Annotated in this window: 13 protein-coding genes; 6 read left to right on the forward strand and 7 right to left on the reverse strand. The window is 68.0% G+C overall.

Annotated features, from left to right (window positions below; all coding sequences use genetic code 11):
- Positions 1-21 precede the first annotated feature (21 nt).
- The 3 genes from RCH15_RS09805 (at position 22) to RCH15_RS09815 (ending at position 5,790) form a co-directional block, all read left to right on the forward strand.
- A complete protein-coding gene (locus tag RCH15_RS09805; protein ID WP_326960430.1) occupies positions 22-1,209 on the forward strand; it encodes an exonuclease SbcCD subunit D in 1,188 nt (395 codons plus the stop codon).
- Positions 1,206-4,310 carry an SMC family ATPase gene (locus tag RCH15_RS09810; protein ID WP_326960431.1) on the forward strand — a complete coding sequence of 1,035 codons (3,105 nt, stop codon included), beginning with the start codon at positions 1,206-1,208 and terminating at the stop codon, positions 4,308-4,310. The genes RCH15_RS09805 and RCH15_RS09810 overlap by 4 nt, the downstream gene beginning before the upstream one ends.
- A gap of 136 nt (positions 4,311-4,446) precedes the next feature.
- Positions 4,447-5,790: an MFS transporter gene (locus RCH15_RS09815; RefSeq protein WP_326960432.1), complete on the forward strand. Its 1,344-nt coding sequence runs from the start codon at positions 4,447-4,449 to the stop codon at positions 5,788-5,790.
- Here the strand turns inward: RCH15_RS09815 and RCH15_RS09820 are convergent.
- Positions 5,787-6,503 carry an IclR family transcriptional regulator gene (locus tag RCH15_RS09820; RefSeq protein ID WP_326960433.1) on the reverse strand — a complete coding sequence of 239 codons (717 nt, stop codon included), beginning with the start codon at positions 6,501-6,503 and terminating at the stop codon, positions 5,787-5,789. The two genes, RCH15_RS09815 and RCH15_RS09820, sit on opposite strands and share 4 nt — an antisense overlap.
- A 327-nt stretch (positions 6,504-6,830) precedes the next feature.
- Here RCH15_RS09820 and RCH15_RS09825 point away from each other — a divergent pair, with 327 nt between their 5' ends.
- The gene (locus RCH15_RS09825; RefSeq protein ID WP_326960434.1) at positions 6,831-8,186 is read left to right on the forward strand and encodes an MFS transporter; all 1,356 of its coding nucleotides are present in this window, start codon (positions 6,831-6,833) and stop codon (positions 8,184-8,186) included.
- A 249-nt stretch (positions 8,187-8,435) separates the two neighbouring features.
- Positions 8,436-8,954, forward strand: a complete 519-nt coding sequence (locus tag RCH15_RS09830; protein ID WP_326960435.1) for a hypothetical protein — start codon at positions 8,436-8,438, stop codon at positions 8,952-8,954.
- Here the strand turns inward: RCH15_RS09830 and RCH15_RS09835 are convergent.
- The 5 genes from RCH15_RS09835 to RCH15_RS09855 all read right to left on the reverse strand — a co-directional run bounded on the left by RCH15_RS09835 (position 8,951) and on the right by RCH15_RS09855 (position 13,754).
- On the reverse strand, positions 8,951-9,817 hold the full coding sequence (locus RCH15_RS09835; RefSeq protein WP_326960436.1) for an alpha/beta fold hydrolase: 867 nt from the start codon (positions 9,815-9,817) through the stop codon (positions 8,951-8,953). The genes RCH15_RS09830 and RCH15_RS09835 overlap by 4 nt on opposite strands.
- Positions 9,818-9,821: 4 nt before the next feature.
- Entirely contained in the window at positions 9,822-10,151 is a 330-nt protein-coding gene (locus RCH15_RS09840; RefSeq protein WP_326960437.1) for a biotin/lipoyl-containing protein, read from the reverse strand.
- The gene (locus tag RCH15_RS09845) at positions 10,144-11,193 is read right to left on the reverse strand and encodes an alpha-ketoacid dehydrogenase subunit beta (protein ID WP_326960438.1); all 1,050 of its coding nucleotides are present in this window, start codon (positions 11,191-11,193) and stop codon (positions 10,144-10,146) included. Before RCH15_RS09845 ends, RCH15_RS09840 begins: the two co-directional genes overlap by 8 nt.
- Positions 11,186-12,232 carry a thiamine pyrophosphate-dependent enzyme gene (locus RCH15_RS09850; protein WP_326960439.1) on the reverse strand — a complete coding sequence of 349 codons (1,047 nt, stop codon included), beginning with the start codon at positions 12,230-12,232 and terminating at the stop codon, positions 11,186-11,188. Before RCH15_RS09850 ends, RCH15_RS09845 begins: the two co-directional genes overlap by 8 nt.
- 139 nt (positions 12,233-12,371) lie before the next feature.
- Positions 12,372-13,754, reverse strand: coding sequence for an amino acid permease (locus RCH15_RS09855; RefSeq protein WP_326960440.1), 1,383 nt, complete (start codon positions 13,752-13,754; stop codon positions 12,372-12,374).
- 176 nt (positions 13,755-13,930) lie between these two features.
- Between RCH15_RS09855 and RCH15_RS09860 the strand changes: the two genes are divergently transcribed.
- Positions 13,931-14,404 (forward strand): Lrp/AsnC family transcriptional regulator, encoded by a 474-nt coding sequence (locus tag RCH15_RS09860; protein ID WP_326960441.1) that lies wholly within the window; start codon positions 13,931-13,933, stop codon positions 14,402-14,404.
- Between the two features lie 22 nt (positions 14,405-14,426).
- Here RCH15_RS09860 and RCH15_RS09865 read toward each other — a convergent pair whose 3' ends face one another.
- A complete protein-coding gene (locus RCH15_RS09865; RefSeq protein ID WP_326960442.1) occupies positions 14,427-15,626 on the reverse strand; it encodes an NAD(P)/FAD-dependent oxidoreductase in 1,200 nt (399 codons plus the stop codon).
- Position 15,627 lies beyond the last annotated feature (1 nt).

The following is a 15,627-nucleotide window of genomic DNA, read 5'->3' on the forward strand; positions in this document are numbered from 1 at the left end:
GGCAGCCGATAGCGTAGAAGCATGCGGTTATTGCACACCTCGGACTGGCACTTGGGCCGGTCCTTCCACGGCGTCGGCATGCTTGATGCCCAGCGCGCCTTCATCGACCAGCTCGTTACCTACGTCCGTGAGGAGGCCGTGGACGTCGTCCTCATCGCCGGCGACGTCTACGACCGCGCGCTGCCCGGGGTCGACGTCATCCGGTTGCTCGACGACGCCCTGGTCGGTCTTACCGGCGCCGGCGCCCGGGTGGTCCTGACCAGCGGCAACCATGACTCCGCCATCCGGTTGGGCTTTGCCTCCCGGCTGCTCGAACGTGGGGGAGTGCACCTGCGCACCCGGCTCACCGACCTCGACCAGCCGGTGCTGCTGCCGCTCGACGCCGGGGCGGACGCCGACGTCGGCGCCGGGCCTGTGCTCGCCATCTACGGCATTCCCTGGCTGGAACCCCGGCTCGTGGCGGAACAGCTTGGGGTCGACACCGCCAGCCACTTTGAGGTGACGCGGGCCGCCACCGCACGCATCCGCGCCGACCTTACCGCCCGGGCCGAAAACCGTACGGTCCATTCCGTGGTGCTTGCCCACACCTTCGCCAGCGGCGGGATCAGCTCCGACAGCGAACGGGACCTCAGCATCGGCGGTGTCGGCGCCGTGCCGCTGGATCTGTTTGACGGCTTCAGTTACACGGCACTTGGCCACCTGCACGGCCGGCAGCAACTCTCGCCCACTGTCCGGTACTCCGGATCGCCGCTCGCATACTCCTTCTCCGAAGCGCAGCACCGCAAGGGCAGCTGGCTCCTGGACGTCGATGCGGACGGCGTCGGCGGGATCCGCGAGGTCCTCTGGAAAGCCCCCCGGACGCTGGCCGTGTTGCGCGGCAAGCTGGAGCAACTGCTCACGGACGATGACCACGCCTGGGCCGAAACCGCCTACTGCCAGATCACCCTGACCGACGCCCAGCGCCCGGCGCAGGCCATGGAAAGGCTGCGCTCGCGTTTTCCCGACACCCTGGTGCTGGGCTTCGATCCCGAAGGCGCCGGGGCCGCCGCGAAAATGAGCTACAGCAGCAGGCTCGCCGCGGCCCAGGACGACCTCTCCGTGTGCTGCGGCTTCCTGGAACACGTCCGTGGCCGGGCAGCCGGCGCTGATGAGGCCGCCGTCCTCGCCGAAGCCCTGGACTCCGTGCGCCTGGAAGGAATGTCCCTGTGAGAATCCACCGCCTCGAGATTTCCGCGTTTGGTCCGTTCGCCGCCACGGAGCACATCGATTTTGACCGGCTCAGCGCCCACGGCCTGTTCCTGTTGAACGGTCCGACGGGAGCCGGTAAAACCAGCGTCCTGGACGCCATCTGCTTTGCACTCTACGGTTCGGTGCCCGGCGCGCGGCAGGACGGCAAACGGCTGCGCAGCGACCACGCCGAGGCCGCTGCGGAACCCCGGGTCACGTGCGAATTCTCCGCCCGGGGGCGGCACTTCGAGGTCTCCCGCTCGCCGGCCTGGGACAAGCCCAGTGCCCGGGGCAAGAACGGCTTCACCGTCCAGCAGGCCAATACGCTGCTCCGGGAACGTGTGGACGGGCAATGGATTGAGAAGTCCGGACGCAACGACGAGGCCGGCGCTGAGATCGCGGACGTCCTGGGCATGAACCGGGAGCAGTTCACCCGGGTGGTGATGCTGCCGCAGGGCGACTTCGCCGCCTTCCTGCGCTCCAAAGCCACCGACCGCCTCGAATTGCTCCAGAGCCTGTTTGGTACCCAGCGTTTCGAAGCCGTGGAACAGGAGCTGGCCCGGAAAGCGCAGGCAGCCCGGGCCGAGGTCGCCACCATCACTGCGCAGCTGGAACTCCTCCTCGCCCAGGCGGAGGCCGAAACTGCCCCGCTGGAGTTGGCCACGGAAGTCGCTCCGGACAAGGCAGATCCGGACCTGTTTTTGACCCGGCTGCAAGCGCAAGCAGCTGGCGCCGCTGAGCAGTTACGGGCTGCAGCGACCGAAGCGGACGGGGTGCGCGCCGACCGCCTGACCGCCAGTGAAGCCGCGACGGCCCGCGCCGCGCGGGTGGCCAGGCTTGCCGCGGCCGAAATCCGGCGCTCCACGGCGGAGGCGGCGGCCCCCGCCACGGCCGCCCGGATCCGGCAGCTGGGCCTGCACCGCCAGGCCGAAGTTCTTGGCGGCCAACTGCAGGCCGTGGACAGTGCCGGAACAGCCGAGGAAGCCGCAGCCACCGCCATGGCTGCTGCCGCGGAGGAAGTACAGACCGCGGCGCACACAGACCCTGAACTCGCGGTATTGCGAGGCGGAACGGGGGACGCCGGGCCGGGCGTCTCGGCCGGAGGCGGCCCAGGCGGTATGGTCCCCGGAGACGGCACCGGTGTGGACTCCGGCGCCCTGGGCGCTGCGCTGCGGGGACTGCGTTCGGTACGGGCGGTGCTGGAGGAGCGCCTCCCGGACGAGGCCAGGCTTGCCGGGTTCCGTGGCCGCAGCACGCAGCTTCGCCTCGACCTGGCCCGTCTGGAGGACCAGCACGCGTCCGGAACTGCCGCCCTGGCCGTGCTGCGCCACGAATCGGAAAGCCTGCTCGCAGGACTTCGCCCGCTCGAAGAACTGGCCAGCGAGGAGCAGATGCGGACCAAGGAAGCTGCCGCCGCCGAGGAGCTGCTTGTCCTGGTCCGGCGACACGCCGACGCCCTGACGGTTTGTACGGCCGTCACGGAGCGCCATGGTGCCGCCCGGACGAATTACCAAAACCTTCGCCAGCGCTGGCTGGACCTGCGCGAGGAACGACTGGCCAACGCAGCCGCGGAGCTGGCATCGCAATTGCTGCCCGGCATCCCGTGTTCGGTATGCGGCAGCCCCGACCATCCGGCGCCCGCCCCGGCCGCGGCCTCTGCCCTGACCGTGGCAGAAGCCGAAGAAACCGCGCAGCACGCCTGCGAGCTGGCGGAGACCGCCCTGGCCGCGCTGGAACGCGAACTGTCCGAGGCCCAGCAGCGCATCGCCGTGCTGGCGGCACAGGGTGGCGACACCGCGTGCGAAGACGCTGCCCACGAGGCGGCCCTGGCCAAGGAACGTGCCGCGGAAGCGCGCCGCGCGGCGACCGACCTCGTCGGCAACCGTGCACGGCATGCGCAGCTGGAGGAAGAGATCGCGGGCGCGGAGCAGGGCCTGGCGGCTGCGGCTTCCGGTATCGCCCAGACCGGATCCACCCTCGCGGAAGTCCGGGAACAGGCCGAATCCCTGGAACTGGCCCTCGATAAACTCCGGGCCGGCCATCCGGTCCTGGCAGCCCGCATCACGGCTTTGGAGGCCACCACGGCCGTGCTGGAACACGCGGACGAGGCCCGGACCCGGCTGGAACAGGCCACCGCCCGCTCCTTCGAAGCCCGGCAACACCTGGAGCTGGCGCTTCCCGGCGCCGGCTTCGAGTCCGCGGACGCTGCCCGGGCCGTGCTGCTCCCGTCCCCCGAAGCAGCGGCTCTCGAAGCTGCCATCCGCTCAGCGCAGGACGAGGCCGCCCGGATCGAAGAACTGTTCGCCAGCGAGGACCTGGTCCTGGCGGCAACTGAACGGGACACCGCCGGGCCCTTCGTGGCAGAACTCGTGGACCAGCTCCGCGCGGACGCCGTGGCTGCGGAACGCTCGGCGCGGGACGCGGAACTCGCGGCCGGCCTCGCGGAAAAAACAGTTCGGACCCTCGACTCCATCACCGCCAACTACGCGCAGCTGGCGGCGGCAGGACGGGAACCCCGGGAACGGGCGGCACTGCTGGCCGCCGTCGCCGACGCCGCCCGCGGTGCAGGCGACAACACCTACCGCATGAGCCTGAACAGTTACGTTCTCGCCGCCCGGCTCGAACAGGTGGCGGTGGCAGCTTCGGAGCGCCTTATCGGCATGAGCGACGGACGTTATACGTTGCAGCACACCGATGCCAAGGCAGCCCGCGGGCAGAAGTCAGGGCTGGGGCTGGAGGTCGTGGACCAGTGGACCGGGCAGCGTCGTGACACCGCGACCCTCTCCGGAGGCGAGTCGTTCATGGCTTCGCTGGCGCTGGCCCTTGGCCTCGCCGACGTCGTGCAGCAGGAATCAGGCGGCGTGGACATCGAAACGCTGTTCGTCGACGAGGGATTTGGCAGCCTCGATGAACAGGCGCTGGAACAGGTCATGGATGCCCTCGAGGGTCTGCGGGACGGCGGACGCGTGGTTGGGCTGGTGAGCCACGTGGGAGAGATGAAACAGCGCATCAGCACCCAGCTCCAGGTGGTCAAGGGACGCAACGGTTCCACCCTGCGCATCTCGGACGACGCCCAGGCCTGAGACGCCTCCGCGAACCCGGCTGCCGCAGCGCAGCCGGGCCGCGAAGGAGGACCCGTTTGCAGATACACTGGAGCTGTTACCGGGTCGCGCGCATCGGGAGGAGGGACGATGCGCACCCTTGAGCGAACCCGGAATCATGACTCTTCCCACTCCTTCCCAGGCGCCCACTTCCGCGGCGCCCCACCTTGTTGAAACTCCTGCCCGCGGCCCCTACGCCCGCTTGCCGCTCCTCGCCGGGCGAGGCTTCATCCCGCTCGGACTCTTCGCCCGCCTTCCGCTGGCAATGCTGACCGTCGGCGCCCTCACCCTGGTCACGGCCGTCACCGGCTCCTACGCCGTTGGCGGCGTCTCCGCCGGCGCGGTGGGCATCGGTTCGGCACTCGGCGCGCCCGTACTGGGTGCGCTCGCAGACCGCCGCGGCCAGCGTCCGGTCCTGGTGTTCGCCGCCGTGTTCAACACCGCCGCGGTTATCGCCCTGATCCTCAGCGTCTACCTGATCCCCGGCGGACAGGACCTCGGCGCTGCTCTGCCCGTCCTCGCGGCCGCCTTCGTCGCCGGCGCAAGCTGCCCGCAGGTGGGGCCGCTCGCCCGGGTCCGCTGGATGGCCCTGACTTCCCGGGGCGGACGCGCTGCCAACTCCGCAGACCTGGACACGGCGTTGTCCTACGAAAGCACCGCCGATGAGCTGACGTTCGTCCTGGGCCCGGCGCTGGTGGGCATCCTCGCCAGCCTGATCGCGCCCTGGCTGCCGCTCGCCCTCGCTGCGGCGCTGACCCTCACCCTCGTTCCGGCCTTCGCCGTGCATCCCACGCATTCCGCCGTGGAGCTGACGCCGGCGCGGACTCCGGCAAGCGCCGCCCAAGCGAAGCAGCTCCGGGCGTCGCAGCCGGCCGGTCAGCGGATCGGTGCCTTTGCTGCCGTGGCACTTCCGGTGCTGGCCATGGTCTGCATGGGCACGTTTTTCGGCGCCACGCAGACCGCGCTGAGTTCCTTCTCGGCCAGTTTCGCCACCTCCGAGCTGGCCGGACTCCTCTACGCGGTGATGGGCCTGAGCTCCGCGGCTGCGGCCCTGTCGGTGGCGTACTGGCCGGCACGGTTCACGGCGAACGTCCGCTGGCTCGCCTGTGCCGCGCTGATGACAGGACTGGCGCTGCTGTTGTTGCTGCCCTCGTCGGCCCTTCCCATGATCTTTGTGCTGCTGGTCCTTGGACTGCCGGTCGGGCCGCTGATGGTGACGGTGTTCGCGATTGGCGGGCTCGTCGCCCCGGCCGGGAAACTCGGCACTGTCATGACTGCTCTGGCCAGCGGCATCGTCGCAGGTACGGCTGTCGGCTCCTCGATCGCGGGGCAACTGGCGCAGAACGACGGATATTCGGCCGCCTTCGTGGTGCCCGTGTGCGCCGCAGCGGCGCTGTTCCTGCTGGGCGCGGCAGCCGCCGTCGTGATCCGGCGGCGCGACGGGGCTGCCGCCGCCGGTTAGCCCAGCTGGCTCTCGATCCGCCCGGCACTGGCGGCAAGGGCTGCTGCGACTTCGCCGGGATCCTGGGCGGCACGCAGATAAACGACGGCGAGGGCCGCCGGCCGCCCGCCCGGAACCCGGATGGGAACGGCGAGTGAGGAAACGTTGGCGAGTACCTCGTCGTGGCTGGCAGCGTAGCCGCGGCGGCGCGCCTCGGCTGCTTCGGCGCGGTAGGGAATGCCGGGCGCGGCCACGGACCATTCCTCCTCGGTCAGTGCAGACTGGATCGCTATGCCGGGCGCGCCGGCGCTGATGGGGTGCCGGGACCCGGGATGCTGGACGACGGCGGCCCCGGTGCGCCGCGGGTCCACGGTCACAAGGGTGACGCACTCCTCGTGGTCCCAGACGGCCACGAAGGCGCTCATCGTCAACGAATTTGCGAGCAAGGTGAGCTCCGGCAGCGCTGCCGTCTGCAGGTTCCGCGATACTCCCCGGGCCAGGACGGCAAGGCCCGGCCCGGGCTGGACCCGGCCGCCGTCGTCGCGCACCAGCAGGGAGTGGTCTTCCAGGGTGCGCAGAATGCGGTATGCCACCGAGCGGTGCACCCCCATCGCGTCGGCGAGTTCGGCGATGGTCAGCGGGTTCGGGGCGTCGGCCAGGATCTCCAGGGCGCGGATCCCGCGCGACAACGTCTGGGACGGGGAAGCCTGGGCGCTGCCGGCGGTCGGAGTCATTGGTCCATCCTAAGTGTGCGGCGCCCCGGGTGCGGCGGCGGAACGACGGGGAGCGCCGGCTGCCCTTGTGCCCTGCCTCACACTGCGCTAGCGTTCCATATGTGAACTTTGTGTTCAATTATAGAACTATATGGCTCTCGCCGCTGTCGAAGCAGGCACTCTACAGTCACGGCGGGATGCCTTTTTTCTAAAAGGTGTGACCTGGCGCATATTTCATAGTAGTATTCTGAATACTTACTGACCGTTCGATCAGTAATTCCAGAGGCAATCAGTTATTCTCTCGCACCCACCCCGGGCAGCACCTCTGCCCCCAGCAACGGAGTTCCAATGACCGCAACTTCACGTGTCGATACAGAGGCGGGCCCCAGCAGCAAGCATGAGGAACGCAAAGTCCTCGCGGGCACCCTGGTGGGAACCACCATCGAGTGGTACGACTTCTTCATTTTCGCCCAGCTGACGGCAACGTTGCTGTCACCGCTGTTCCTGGCACCCCTGAACGCCTCCAATCCGGGCCTGGCGCAGATCCTTTCCTTTGCCCTCATCGGCATCAGCTTCCTGTTCCGCCCGCTCGGTGCCATCGTCGCCGGCCACCTGGGCGACCGTCTCGGCCGCAAGGCCATGCTCGTCTTCACCCTCGTGATGATGGGTGCCGCCACAGCGCTGATCGGCATGCTGCCCACCTACGCCCAAATCGGCGTCTGGGCTCCGGTGCTGCTGATTTTGCTCCGTGTCATCCAGGGCTTCTCGGCCGGCGGTGAGTGGGGCGGTGCCGCACTCATGGCCGTCGAGCACGCGCCCATGAGCAGGCGCGGCCTGTTCGGCGCGTACCCGCAGATCGGTGTGCCGGTGGGCATGATCCTCGCTACCGGCCTGCTGTACTTCCTCAACACCGGAATGTCCAAGGAGGACTTCGCTTCCTGGGGCTGGCGGGTGCCGTTCCTGCTGTCCATCGTCCTGATCGTGGTCGGCTACCTGATCCGACGGGCCGTTGCCGAGAGCCCCGTCTTCAAGGAAATGCAGGAACGCAAGGAAGAGAGCAGGGCGCCGCTGGGCGAGCTCATCCGCAAGCACAAGAAGGCCGTCCTCTACTCGACGATGATCTTCATTGGCAACAATGCCGCCGGCTACTTGCTGATCGCGTTCTTCATCTCCTACGCCACCAAGACCCTGAAGATGCCCACCCCGCAGATCCTGCTCGCCACCACGCTGGCATCCTTCGGCTGGTTGATCTTCACCCTCGTCGGCGGCTGGCTCTCTGACAAGATCGGCCGGGTCAAGACGTTCCTGATCGGCTACGGCATTGTCTTCGTCTGGATGATTCCAATGTTCGCCCTGATCGACACCAAGAACATCGTCCTCTACGGCGTCGCGCTCTTCGTCCTGACCATTGGCCTGGGCCTGTCCTACGGCCCGATGTCCGCGATGTACGCCGAGATGTTCCCGGCGAACGTGCGCTACTCGGGTATCTCCATCGGCTACGCCTTCGGCGCCATTCTGGGCGGTGCGTTCGCGGCCACCATCGCGGAGGTCCTGCTGCAGGGCACCGGCTGGACCGGATCGATCGGCATCTACATCATGATCCTCTGCGTCATCTCCGCGGTCGGCGTTCTCCTGGCCGGGGAAACCAAGGGCCGCCCGCTCGGCGTCGTTCACCACGCGCCGGCGGAAGCCGCAAAGCACTAACGAGCAACTGGGGCATTGGAGGGGCGCGGGCCGAGAGGTCCGCGCCCCTCTTGCTTTTAAGCCAACGCGTCTTCAGGCCAGCGGGGCACCGGGATGCTCCGCGCGCGCCGCTCCATCCAGCGAATGGAAAAATTGCCTGTAGCATGTCCGGGGTGCGCCCGGCCGCCCCCGCGGAGGACGCTCCATGATGACCCTGCCCCGAACCGGGAGGCCCGCGCGGACACCGCGCACGATCTTTGGGAGCCGAAATTGACCGTCACCACGCTGCTCACCCGGCTGCCTGCAGCCATCGCCGTCTCCTGCCTGGCGGGTGTGCTGGCGGCCTGTGCACCACCCGCCGCCGCACCGCGGAGCCCCGGCATGGATCTTGACAGCGCGAAACAGTCCACCCGCAGCCAGCAGGACGAACTGCTGTTGGTGGTCCCGCCGGCAGCCGTGTCGACGACGAAGCAGACCGCCACCTCCCGGGCCCTCTTCGAATGTGAGACCGGCGGCTACTACTGGCCGGGCACCCTGGATGTTGTCCTCAGCGAAGACGCCGACGGCGCGGCGCTGCTGGAGCGGATCAAGGCTGACTGGTCCGCGAGGAGCGGCTGGACCGTCAGGGACAAGACGAGCGCCAATGGCGACCCGGAACTGGTGATCGTGAGTGAGGAAGGCTACAGGCACGCGATCGAGTTCAACCCTGGGCGGAACGCGCTTAACGTCCTGTCCTCCTCGGCGTGCTTCCAGATGGAGGAAAAGCCCGAACCGGGTGTCGACTATTAGACTCCGGACCCGCGTTGCTTTGAGTCGGCGGGAGGCTGGACGCCGAGGAAGCTGACGGCACCCTGCTTGAAGGCGCGGCTGGTGATCGCATTGGTGTGGTTGCGGCCCGGCAGGACCAGCTGCTCCACCTGGGCGCCGGCCTTGGCGCCCAGCGCTGCGAGCTCCGGCATCGAGGCCGCGCGCTCGTCCTTTTCCCCAGCCACCAGCAGCATGGGCATGTGCGGCACGGCCTCGGCGGGATCGAACGGCTCACTCTTGATGGCCTCCACGAGGGACAGCAACGCGAAGATGTTGTTGCTCGGCAGCATCTGGGCCATTTTCAGCAGCCCGGCGGTTGACGCATCGCCGATCGGCGTGCCGTCGGCAAGGTAGCGCTGGGCAGCCACCAGATCGAAGTCGGCCAGCGGGTCGGAAACGTTCGGACCGCCCAAGACCATCCGGTGTACCAGCTCATGCTGGGTGGCGCCGAATTCCCAGGCGAGCCGGGACCCGAGCGAGTAGCCAATCAGGTCCAGCCCGCTGGCCGGGTCCCCGTCGCGCAGGGGGCGCACGCCGGCGTCGAACGCGATTTGCAACAGATCCGCGCGGATCCGGCTGGGGGCGTAGGAATCCTGGTCCTCGGGGGATCCGCTGCGGCCGTGGCCGGGCAGGTCCACCGTGATGACACGGCGGCCGGCTTCCAGCAGGGCAGTCAGCCAGCCGGTGTCCTCCCAGTTGAGCTTGGTGGAGGACGAGAAGCCGTGCAGCAACAGCACCGGCCGAAGTCCGGCGTCGGCCTCCGGCTCGTGCACTCCGACGTTCAGCTGCGGGTCGGTCCCTTCGACGGTGTGGGAGTGCTGCTGGCCGCTGTGTCTGCCGCTCATGGTGTCAGTCCTCATCAAGTACGGCGCTCAGGCGGACCCGGCGCTTCGGTGCCTCTTCCTTCGGGACTGTGCCCACGATGCCGGCGGTGTTGTCCGGCACCTCAAACACAATCAACGGCTCGCCGACGTTGATTTTGTCGCCGGGTCCGCCGTGGATACGCACCACTTTACCTGCCTGCGGGCTGGGCAGTTCCACGGCCGATTTGGTGGTTTCAACCTCCACCAGGGGCTGGTTCCGCTCCACCTGGTCACCTTCCGCCACGAGCCATTCCAGCACTGTCGCCTCGATCAGGCCTTCGCCGAGGTCGGGGAGGGGGAAGGAAATTTCAGCCACGTTTGTACTCCAGTACTCGCTGGATCCCGAAGAGGATCCTGTCAATGTTCGGAATGTATTCGTCTTCCAGGTCTCCCGAAGGGTACGGGACGTCGAAGCCCGTGACCCGCTCCACGGGGGCCTTGAGCGTGTCGAAGCAGCTCTGCGTGATCAGCTGCGCCACTTCGGCCCCAAGACCGGAGGTCAGCGGCGCTTCGTGGACGACGACGGCGCGCCGCGTCTTGCGCACGGAGGCGCCCAGCGCCTCGGCGTCGATGGGTTTGAGCCAGCGCAGGTCCAGGACCTCGATGTCAATGCCGTCCTCGGCCGCGAGCTCGGCCACCTGCAGGCAGCGGGCCACCATGGCGCCCCACGCCACGAGCGTAAGATGCCGGCCCGCTCGCATCACCTTCGCGCCGGTGGGGGAATTGCCGCCGCCAGCGGCGTCGTGCCTGGCGAGGTCCACCTCACCCTTCTGCCAGTATCGGGACTTCGGCTCCATGAAGATGACCGGGTCCGGCCGTGTGGCGGCGTACTTGAGCAGGTGGTAGGCCTCGTGCGGGTTCGACGGCGAGACCACTTTAAGCCCCGGCGCGTGGGCGAAGAGTGCCTCAAGGCTTTCGCCGTGGTGTTCGGGGGCGCGGATGCCGCCGAAGCTGGGCACCCGCAGGGTGATGGGCATCGGCAAGGTGCCGCGGCTGCGGTAGTTCATCCGGGCGATCTGGCAGACGATCTGGTTGATGGCCGGGTAGGCGAAACCGTCGAACTGGACCTCGGGGATGGGGTGGAAGCCGGCCATCGCCAGGCCGACGGACATCCCCAGGATGCCGGACTCGGCGAGCGGGGTGTCAAAGACGCGCTGTTCACCGTGTTTGGCCTGCAGCCCGTCGGTGATGCGGAAAACGCCGCCGAGCCGGCCGCAGTCCTCACCGAAAATGACGGCCTTGGGGTTCTCCGCGAGGACCTCGTCCAGGGCGCGGTTCAACGCCTGCTGCATGGACATCATGGTGGAAGGCGCCGCGACCGGTGCAGTGCTGCCGCCTTCGAGTATCGAGTTAGACATGTTCGGACTCCTCGCGCCAGTTAGCGGCCTGGGCCTGCAGGGCAGGGGTGGTTTCCTGGAAGACCAGGTCGAACATCTCGGTGCCGGGGCGGGACCCGAGCGCCTGGATGCCGGTGCGGATGTGTTCCTCCTCGGCCTTGGCCGCTGCGAGGGCTTCGGCGAAGAAGGCAGCGTCGGCGATGCCGTCGGCAAGAAGCCGCTGCCGGAAGCGCTCCAGCGGATCCAGCCCTGCGCCGTCGCGCTCTTCATCGAGCGAGCGGTAACGTCCGGGATCATCGGAGGTCGAATGCGGCCCCCGGCGGTAGGTCATGGCCTCGATGAGCACGGGCCCGTTGCCGGACCGGGCGTGTGCGAAGGCGCGCCGGGTGGCCTCAACGACGGCGACGACGTCGTCGCCGTCGATCTGCAGCGCGGGCATGCCGTAACCGGCGGCGCGGGCCGCAACGGAGCCGCCTGCAACCTGGCGTTCGGTGGGTACAGAGATGGCCCACCCGTTGTTCTGCACGAAGAACACCACCGGGGCTTTCATCACGGCGGCGAAGTTCAGGGCCTCGTGGACGTCGCCCTGGGAGGAGGCGCCGTCACCGAAGTAGGTCATGGCAACGCCGAGGCTGCCGTCGGCGGTGCCGGCCAGCGTCTGGCCGTGGGCCCAGCCCACAGCGTGGAGCACCGAACCGGCCACCACGGCCTGGATCGGGGCGAGCCGGGTCTGCTGCGGGTCATAAAGGCCGCCGTGCCAGGTTGCCTTGTGGGTGGACATGTAAGCCACCATGTCCACGCCCATGGTGCGGGCCACGCCCATCTCACGGTAGGTGGGGAAGACGAAGTCCCGGGTGGTGTCAACGGCGTAGCCGCTGCCCACCTGGGCCGCCTCCTGGCCCAGCTCGGGGGCGTAGCCGGGGATGATGCCCTGGCGCTGCCAGGCGATGGCCGAGGCATCGAGGTGCCGGACGGCCACCATCAGCGAATAGAGCTCGCGGAGCTCAGCAGGGGTCAGTGGCTTGGCGGCGTAGCCGGAAGCCAGCGGAAGTGTGTCCATGGATGTGACCCTAGTCACCGGGCACATGGTGGGCAATCAGCCCGCAACAAACTGGTCAGCCTGCACAGGAGTGTCAGTCAGTGCGCCAACGGGGGTGGCAGTTTGTACAGAACCCTGCGCCGTCCCCGCCGGCGCCGGATTACTGCGGCTCGGGCGCCCGGTTGCGGGAGATCCGGGCGCCGGTCCAACAGGCCGCGGCGATACCAGCGACAAGCACCAGGGTGCTGACAAGTTGCTTGCTGCTCTCCGGGCTGCTGAAGCCGACGGCGAAGATCAGGGCCAGGAGCACCAGGCCGAAGATGGTCAGCCCCGGAAATCCCCGCATGCGCAACGGCAGGTCGGTGCCCTCGCGGTCGGCGCGGCGGCGGAGGACCAACTGGGACACCAGCGCGGAGCCCCAGACCATCAGGCAGGTCGAGCCGACGAGTTGGAACAATGCGGGCAGAATCCGTTCCGGAAACAGCAGCTCCAGCACGGTGGCCAGGAAGCCGAACGCGACGGAGACGCCGACTGCCACCACCGGCACGCGGGCCTTGTTCACCGTGGAGAGGAACCGGGGCGCCTCACCGCGCTCGGACAGGGAGAAGACCATCCTGGACGCGCCGTAGAGATTCGCGTTCAGGGCCGAGAGAAGTGCGACGACGGCCACCAGCGTTATCGCGGCACCGGCGCCGGGGATGCGGGCCAGGTCCAGAACGCCGGCGAACGGCGAGGCCAGGGCGTCCGAGGTGTACGGCAGGACCGCGGCGATGACGAACACCGAGCCGATGTAGAAGACAAGAATGCGCCACACGACCGTGCGGATCGCCTGGGCCACGCTGTGCTGGGGGTTCTCGGTTTCGGCGGCGGCCACACTGACAATTTCGGTGCCGCCGAACGCAAAGATCACCACGAAGAGGGCTGTGGCGATGCCGCCAAGGCCCGCGGGCGCGAAATTTGTGGTGAAGTTGCTGAGCCCGGGGGAGGGGACGTTGGGGAGCCAGCCCAGCAGCAGGGCGGCACTGATGCCGAGGAACATCAGGATGGCGGCCACCTTGAGGATGGCGAACCAGAACTCGAACTCACCAAAGTTCTTGACGCCGGCGAGGTTGATGGCCGTGAAGAGCACCATGAAGATCAGGGACAGGGCCCACACTGGGAGCACGGGCCACACCGTGACCAGCAGGGCGGCGGCGCCGAGGGCTTCGGCGGCGATGACAACCACCAGCTGGAGCCACCAGAGCCAGCCCACGGTGGCTCCCGCGGTCCTGCCCATCGCCTTGGCGGCGTAGACGGAAAAGGCGCCGCTGTTGGGGTTGGCCGCGGCCATTTCGCCGAGGGCCCACATCACGAGGATGATCAGGGTGCCCGCGACCAGGTAAGAGATCAAAACCGCCGGCCCGGCGGCTTGGACTCCGGCGCCGGAACCGAGGAACAGGCCGGCGCCGATGGCGCTGCCGAGTCCCATCATGGTGAGCTGGCGTGGCTTCATGCTGCGGCCGAGTTTCAGGCCGGGGCGCTCCGCGGTGGACTTCATTGTCATGCTGGCGAACCTTTGTGTGGTGTGGATCTGTACGTCCTTCTGGGACCTATTGAATTTACCGCCACCCGGCGGGCACCCCGCACACCGGCCGTGAGAGCATGGGAACAGATTGTCAGCCAATACCGCGCCATCCCCAGCGCCTTGTACTGCCCGTTCCCCGGGAGAAGGGATTTTCGATGGACGTGGATCCTTTGGATGCAAAGATTGTCCGATTCTTCACCGACTCGCCCCGCGCCTCGGTGCTGGAGGCCTCCCGGGTGCTGAAAGTCGCCCGCGCCACCGTGCAGTCGCGGTTGGACCGGATGCAGGAGCGCGGCGTCATCGGCTCCTGGGTCCCGCATCCGGATCCGTCCCGCTTCGGGTATCCCGTGGTGGCGTTTTGTTCGCTCACCATCAACCAGGACCTGGGCCACGATGCGGTGGTCGCGGCCCTCGCGGAGATTCCGGAGCTGATCGAAATCCACACGGTGTCCGGAAGCTCGGACTTGATGGCCAGGATCGCGGCGCGTTCCAACCCTGACCTACAACGCGTGCTGGACGCCATGATTGCCACCCGGACAGTTCTTCGCTCGTCCTCGGTGATTGTGCTCAATACCCACTTTCAGGGCCGCACGCTGCCGCTGCTTGAGGCTGCCGCCGCCGGGCAGTAACACCGGGACGGATTTTCGGAACCTAGGCGCGGCCCTTGAGAATCAGGTTCCAGTAGACCTGCGGGAAGATGTCGCGGTCCACCACCCACGATGCGCGGCTCTCTTTCCACGTCGGCACCTTCGGGACGGTGGGCATGGGCCGGGACTGGTCATCGAACTCGGCGAAGACCACCGTGGAGCGGGACACCGTGAAGGGGCACACCGAATATCCGTCGTACTTGTTGGTCAGGGGTTTTCCCTGCCGGGCCGCGACCAGATTTTTCGCCAGGACTTTTGTCTGCTTCCGCAGCGCCCCGCCGGACTTGGAATTGCTGGTCGCCGCAGCATCCCCCAAAGACCAGACTGCCGGGAAGCGGACGTGCCGGAGGGTCTGCGGATCCACTTCCACAAAGCCGCCGGCGTCGCCCCGGGCGGGCAGTTCCGTGGCCTTGAGCCAGTCCGGGGCCGACTGCGGCGGGACGGCGTTGAGCACGTCGTAACGCAGTTCCTCGGTGGATCCGGCGGCGTTGTTGCGGATCAGCGCTGTCTGGGCCTTCGGGTCCACTGCGACCAGTTCGCTGTCCAACCGCAGTTCGATGCCGTACTCGGCAACCTTGCGGTTAAGCTCCTCGTCCACTCCGGCCACGCCGAAGACGGTCGGGTAGGGCTGCACCATGATGACCCGAATGTCCTGCAGCACTCCCTGCTCCCGCCAGTAATCGCAGGCCAGGTACATCGGTTTCTGCGCGGCGCCGCCGCACTTGATCGGCCCGGCGGGCATGGTGAAAACCGCGGTTCCCGCCGTGAGGGCGCTGAGCAGGGTCCAGGCCTTGGCCGCCAGGCCGAACTCATAATGGGATGCACCCGACGGGGAATGAACAGCCTCGCCCAGACCCGGTATTTTGTCCCAATCCAGCTGCAGGCCGGGGCACACCACCACGTGCTCAAACCCCAGCCTGCCGCCGGACGCCAACGACACCGTTTTGCCGTGCGGGTCGATGTCCACCGCGGCGTCCCGGATCCATGCCACACTCCGGGGCAGAACGGCGCCCTCCGGCCGGACGGCTTCGGAGGCTTGCGCCCGTCCGCCGGCGATGTGGGAAAACAGCGGCTGGTAGTAGTGCTGGTCCGCGGGCTCCACCACAGCCACATCCTTCACCCCGTAACGGTGAAGGCGTGCCGCGAGGGAGACGCCGGCATTGCCGCCGCCGATGATGAGCACTTCGTGGTGCTGGCCGGCCACG

This window comes from Arthrobacter sp. MP_M4 (assembly GCF_035984855.1).
Classification (GTDB): Bacteria; Actinomycetota; Actinomycetes; order Actinomycetales; family Micrococcaceae; genus Arthrobacter.

Coding starts and splice junctions, on each gene's coding strand:
- RCH15_RS09805 (WP_326960430.1), top strand. CDS start 22: ATGCGGTTATTGCACACCTCGGACTGGCACTTGGGCCGGTCCTTCCAC.
- RCH15_RS09815 (WP_326960432.1), top strand. CDS start 4,447: ATGACTCTTCCCACTCCTTCCCAGGCGCCCACTTCCGCGGCGCCCCAC.
- RCH15_RS09820 (WP_326960433.1), bottom strand. CDS start 6,503: ATGACTCCGACCGCCGGCAGCGCCCAGGCTTCCCCGTCCCAGACGTTG.
- RCH15_RS09825 (WP_326960434.1), top strand. CDS start 6,831: ATGACCGCAACTTCACGTGTCGATACAGAGGCGGGCCCCAGCAGCAAG.
- RCH15_RS09835 (WP_326960436.1), bottom strand. CDS start 9,817: ATGAGCGGCAGACACAGCGGCCAGCAGCACTCCCACACCGTCGAAGGG.
- RCH15_RS09845 (WP_326960438.1), bottom strand. CDS start 11,193: ATGTCTAACTCGATACTCGAAGGCGGCAGCACTGCACCGGTCGCGGCG.
- RCH15_RS09850 (WP_326960439.1), bottom strand. CDS start 12,232: ATGGACACACTTCCGCTGGCTTCCGGCTACGCCGCCAAGCCACTGACC.
- RCH15_RS09855 (WP_326960440.1), bottom strand. CDS start 13,754: ATGACAATGAAGTCCACCGCGGAGCGCCCCGGCCTGAAACTCGGCCGC.
- RCH15_RS09860 (WP_326960441.1), top strand. CDS start 13,931: ATGGACGTGGATCCTTTGGATGCAAAGATTGTCCGATTCTTCACCGAC.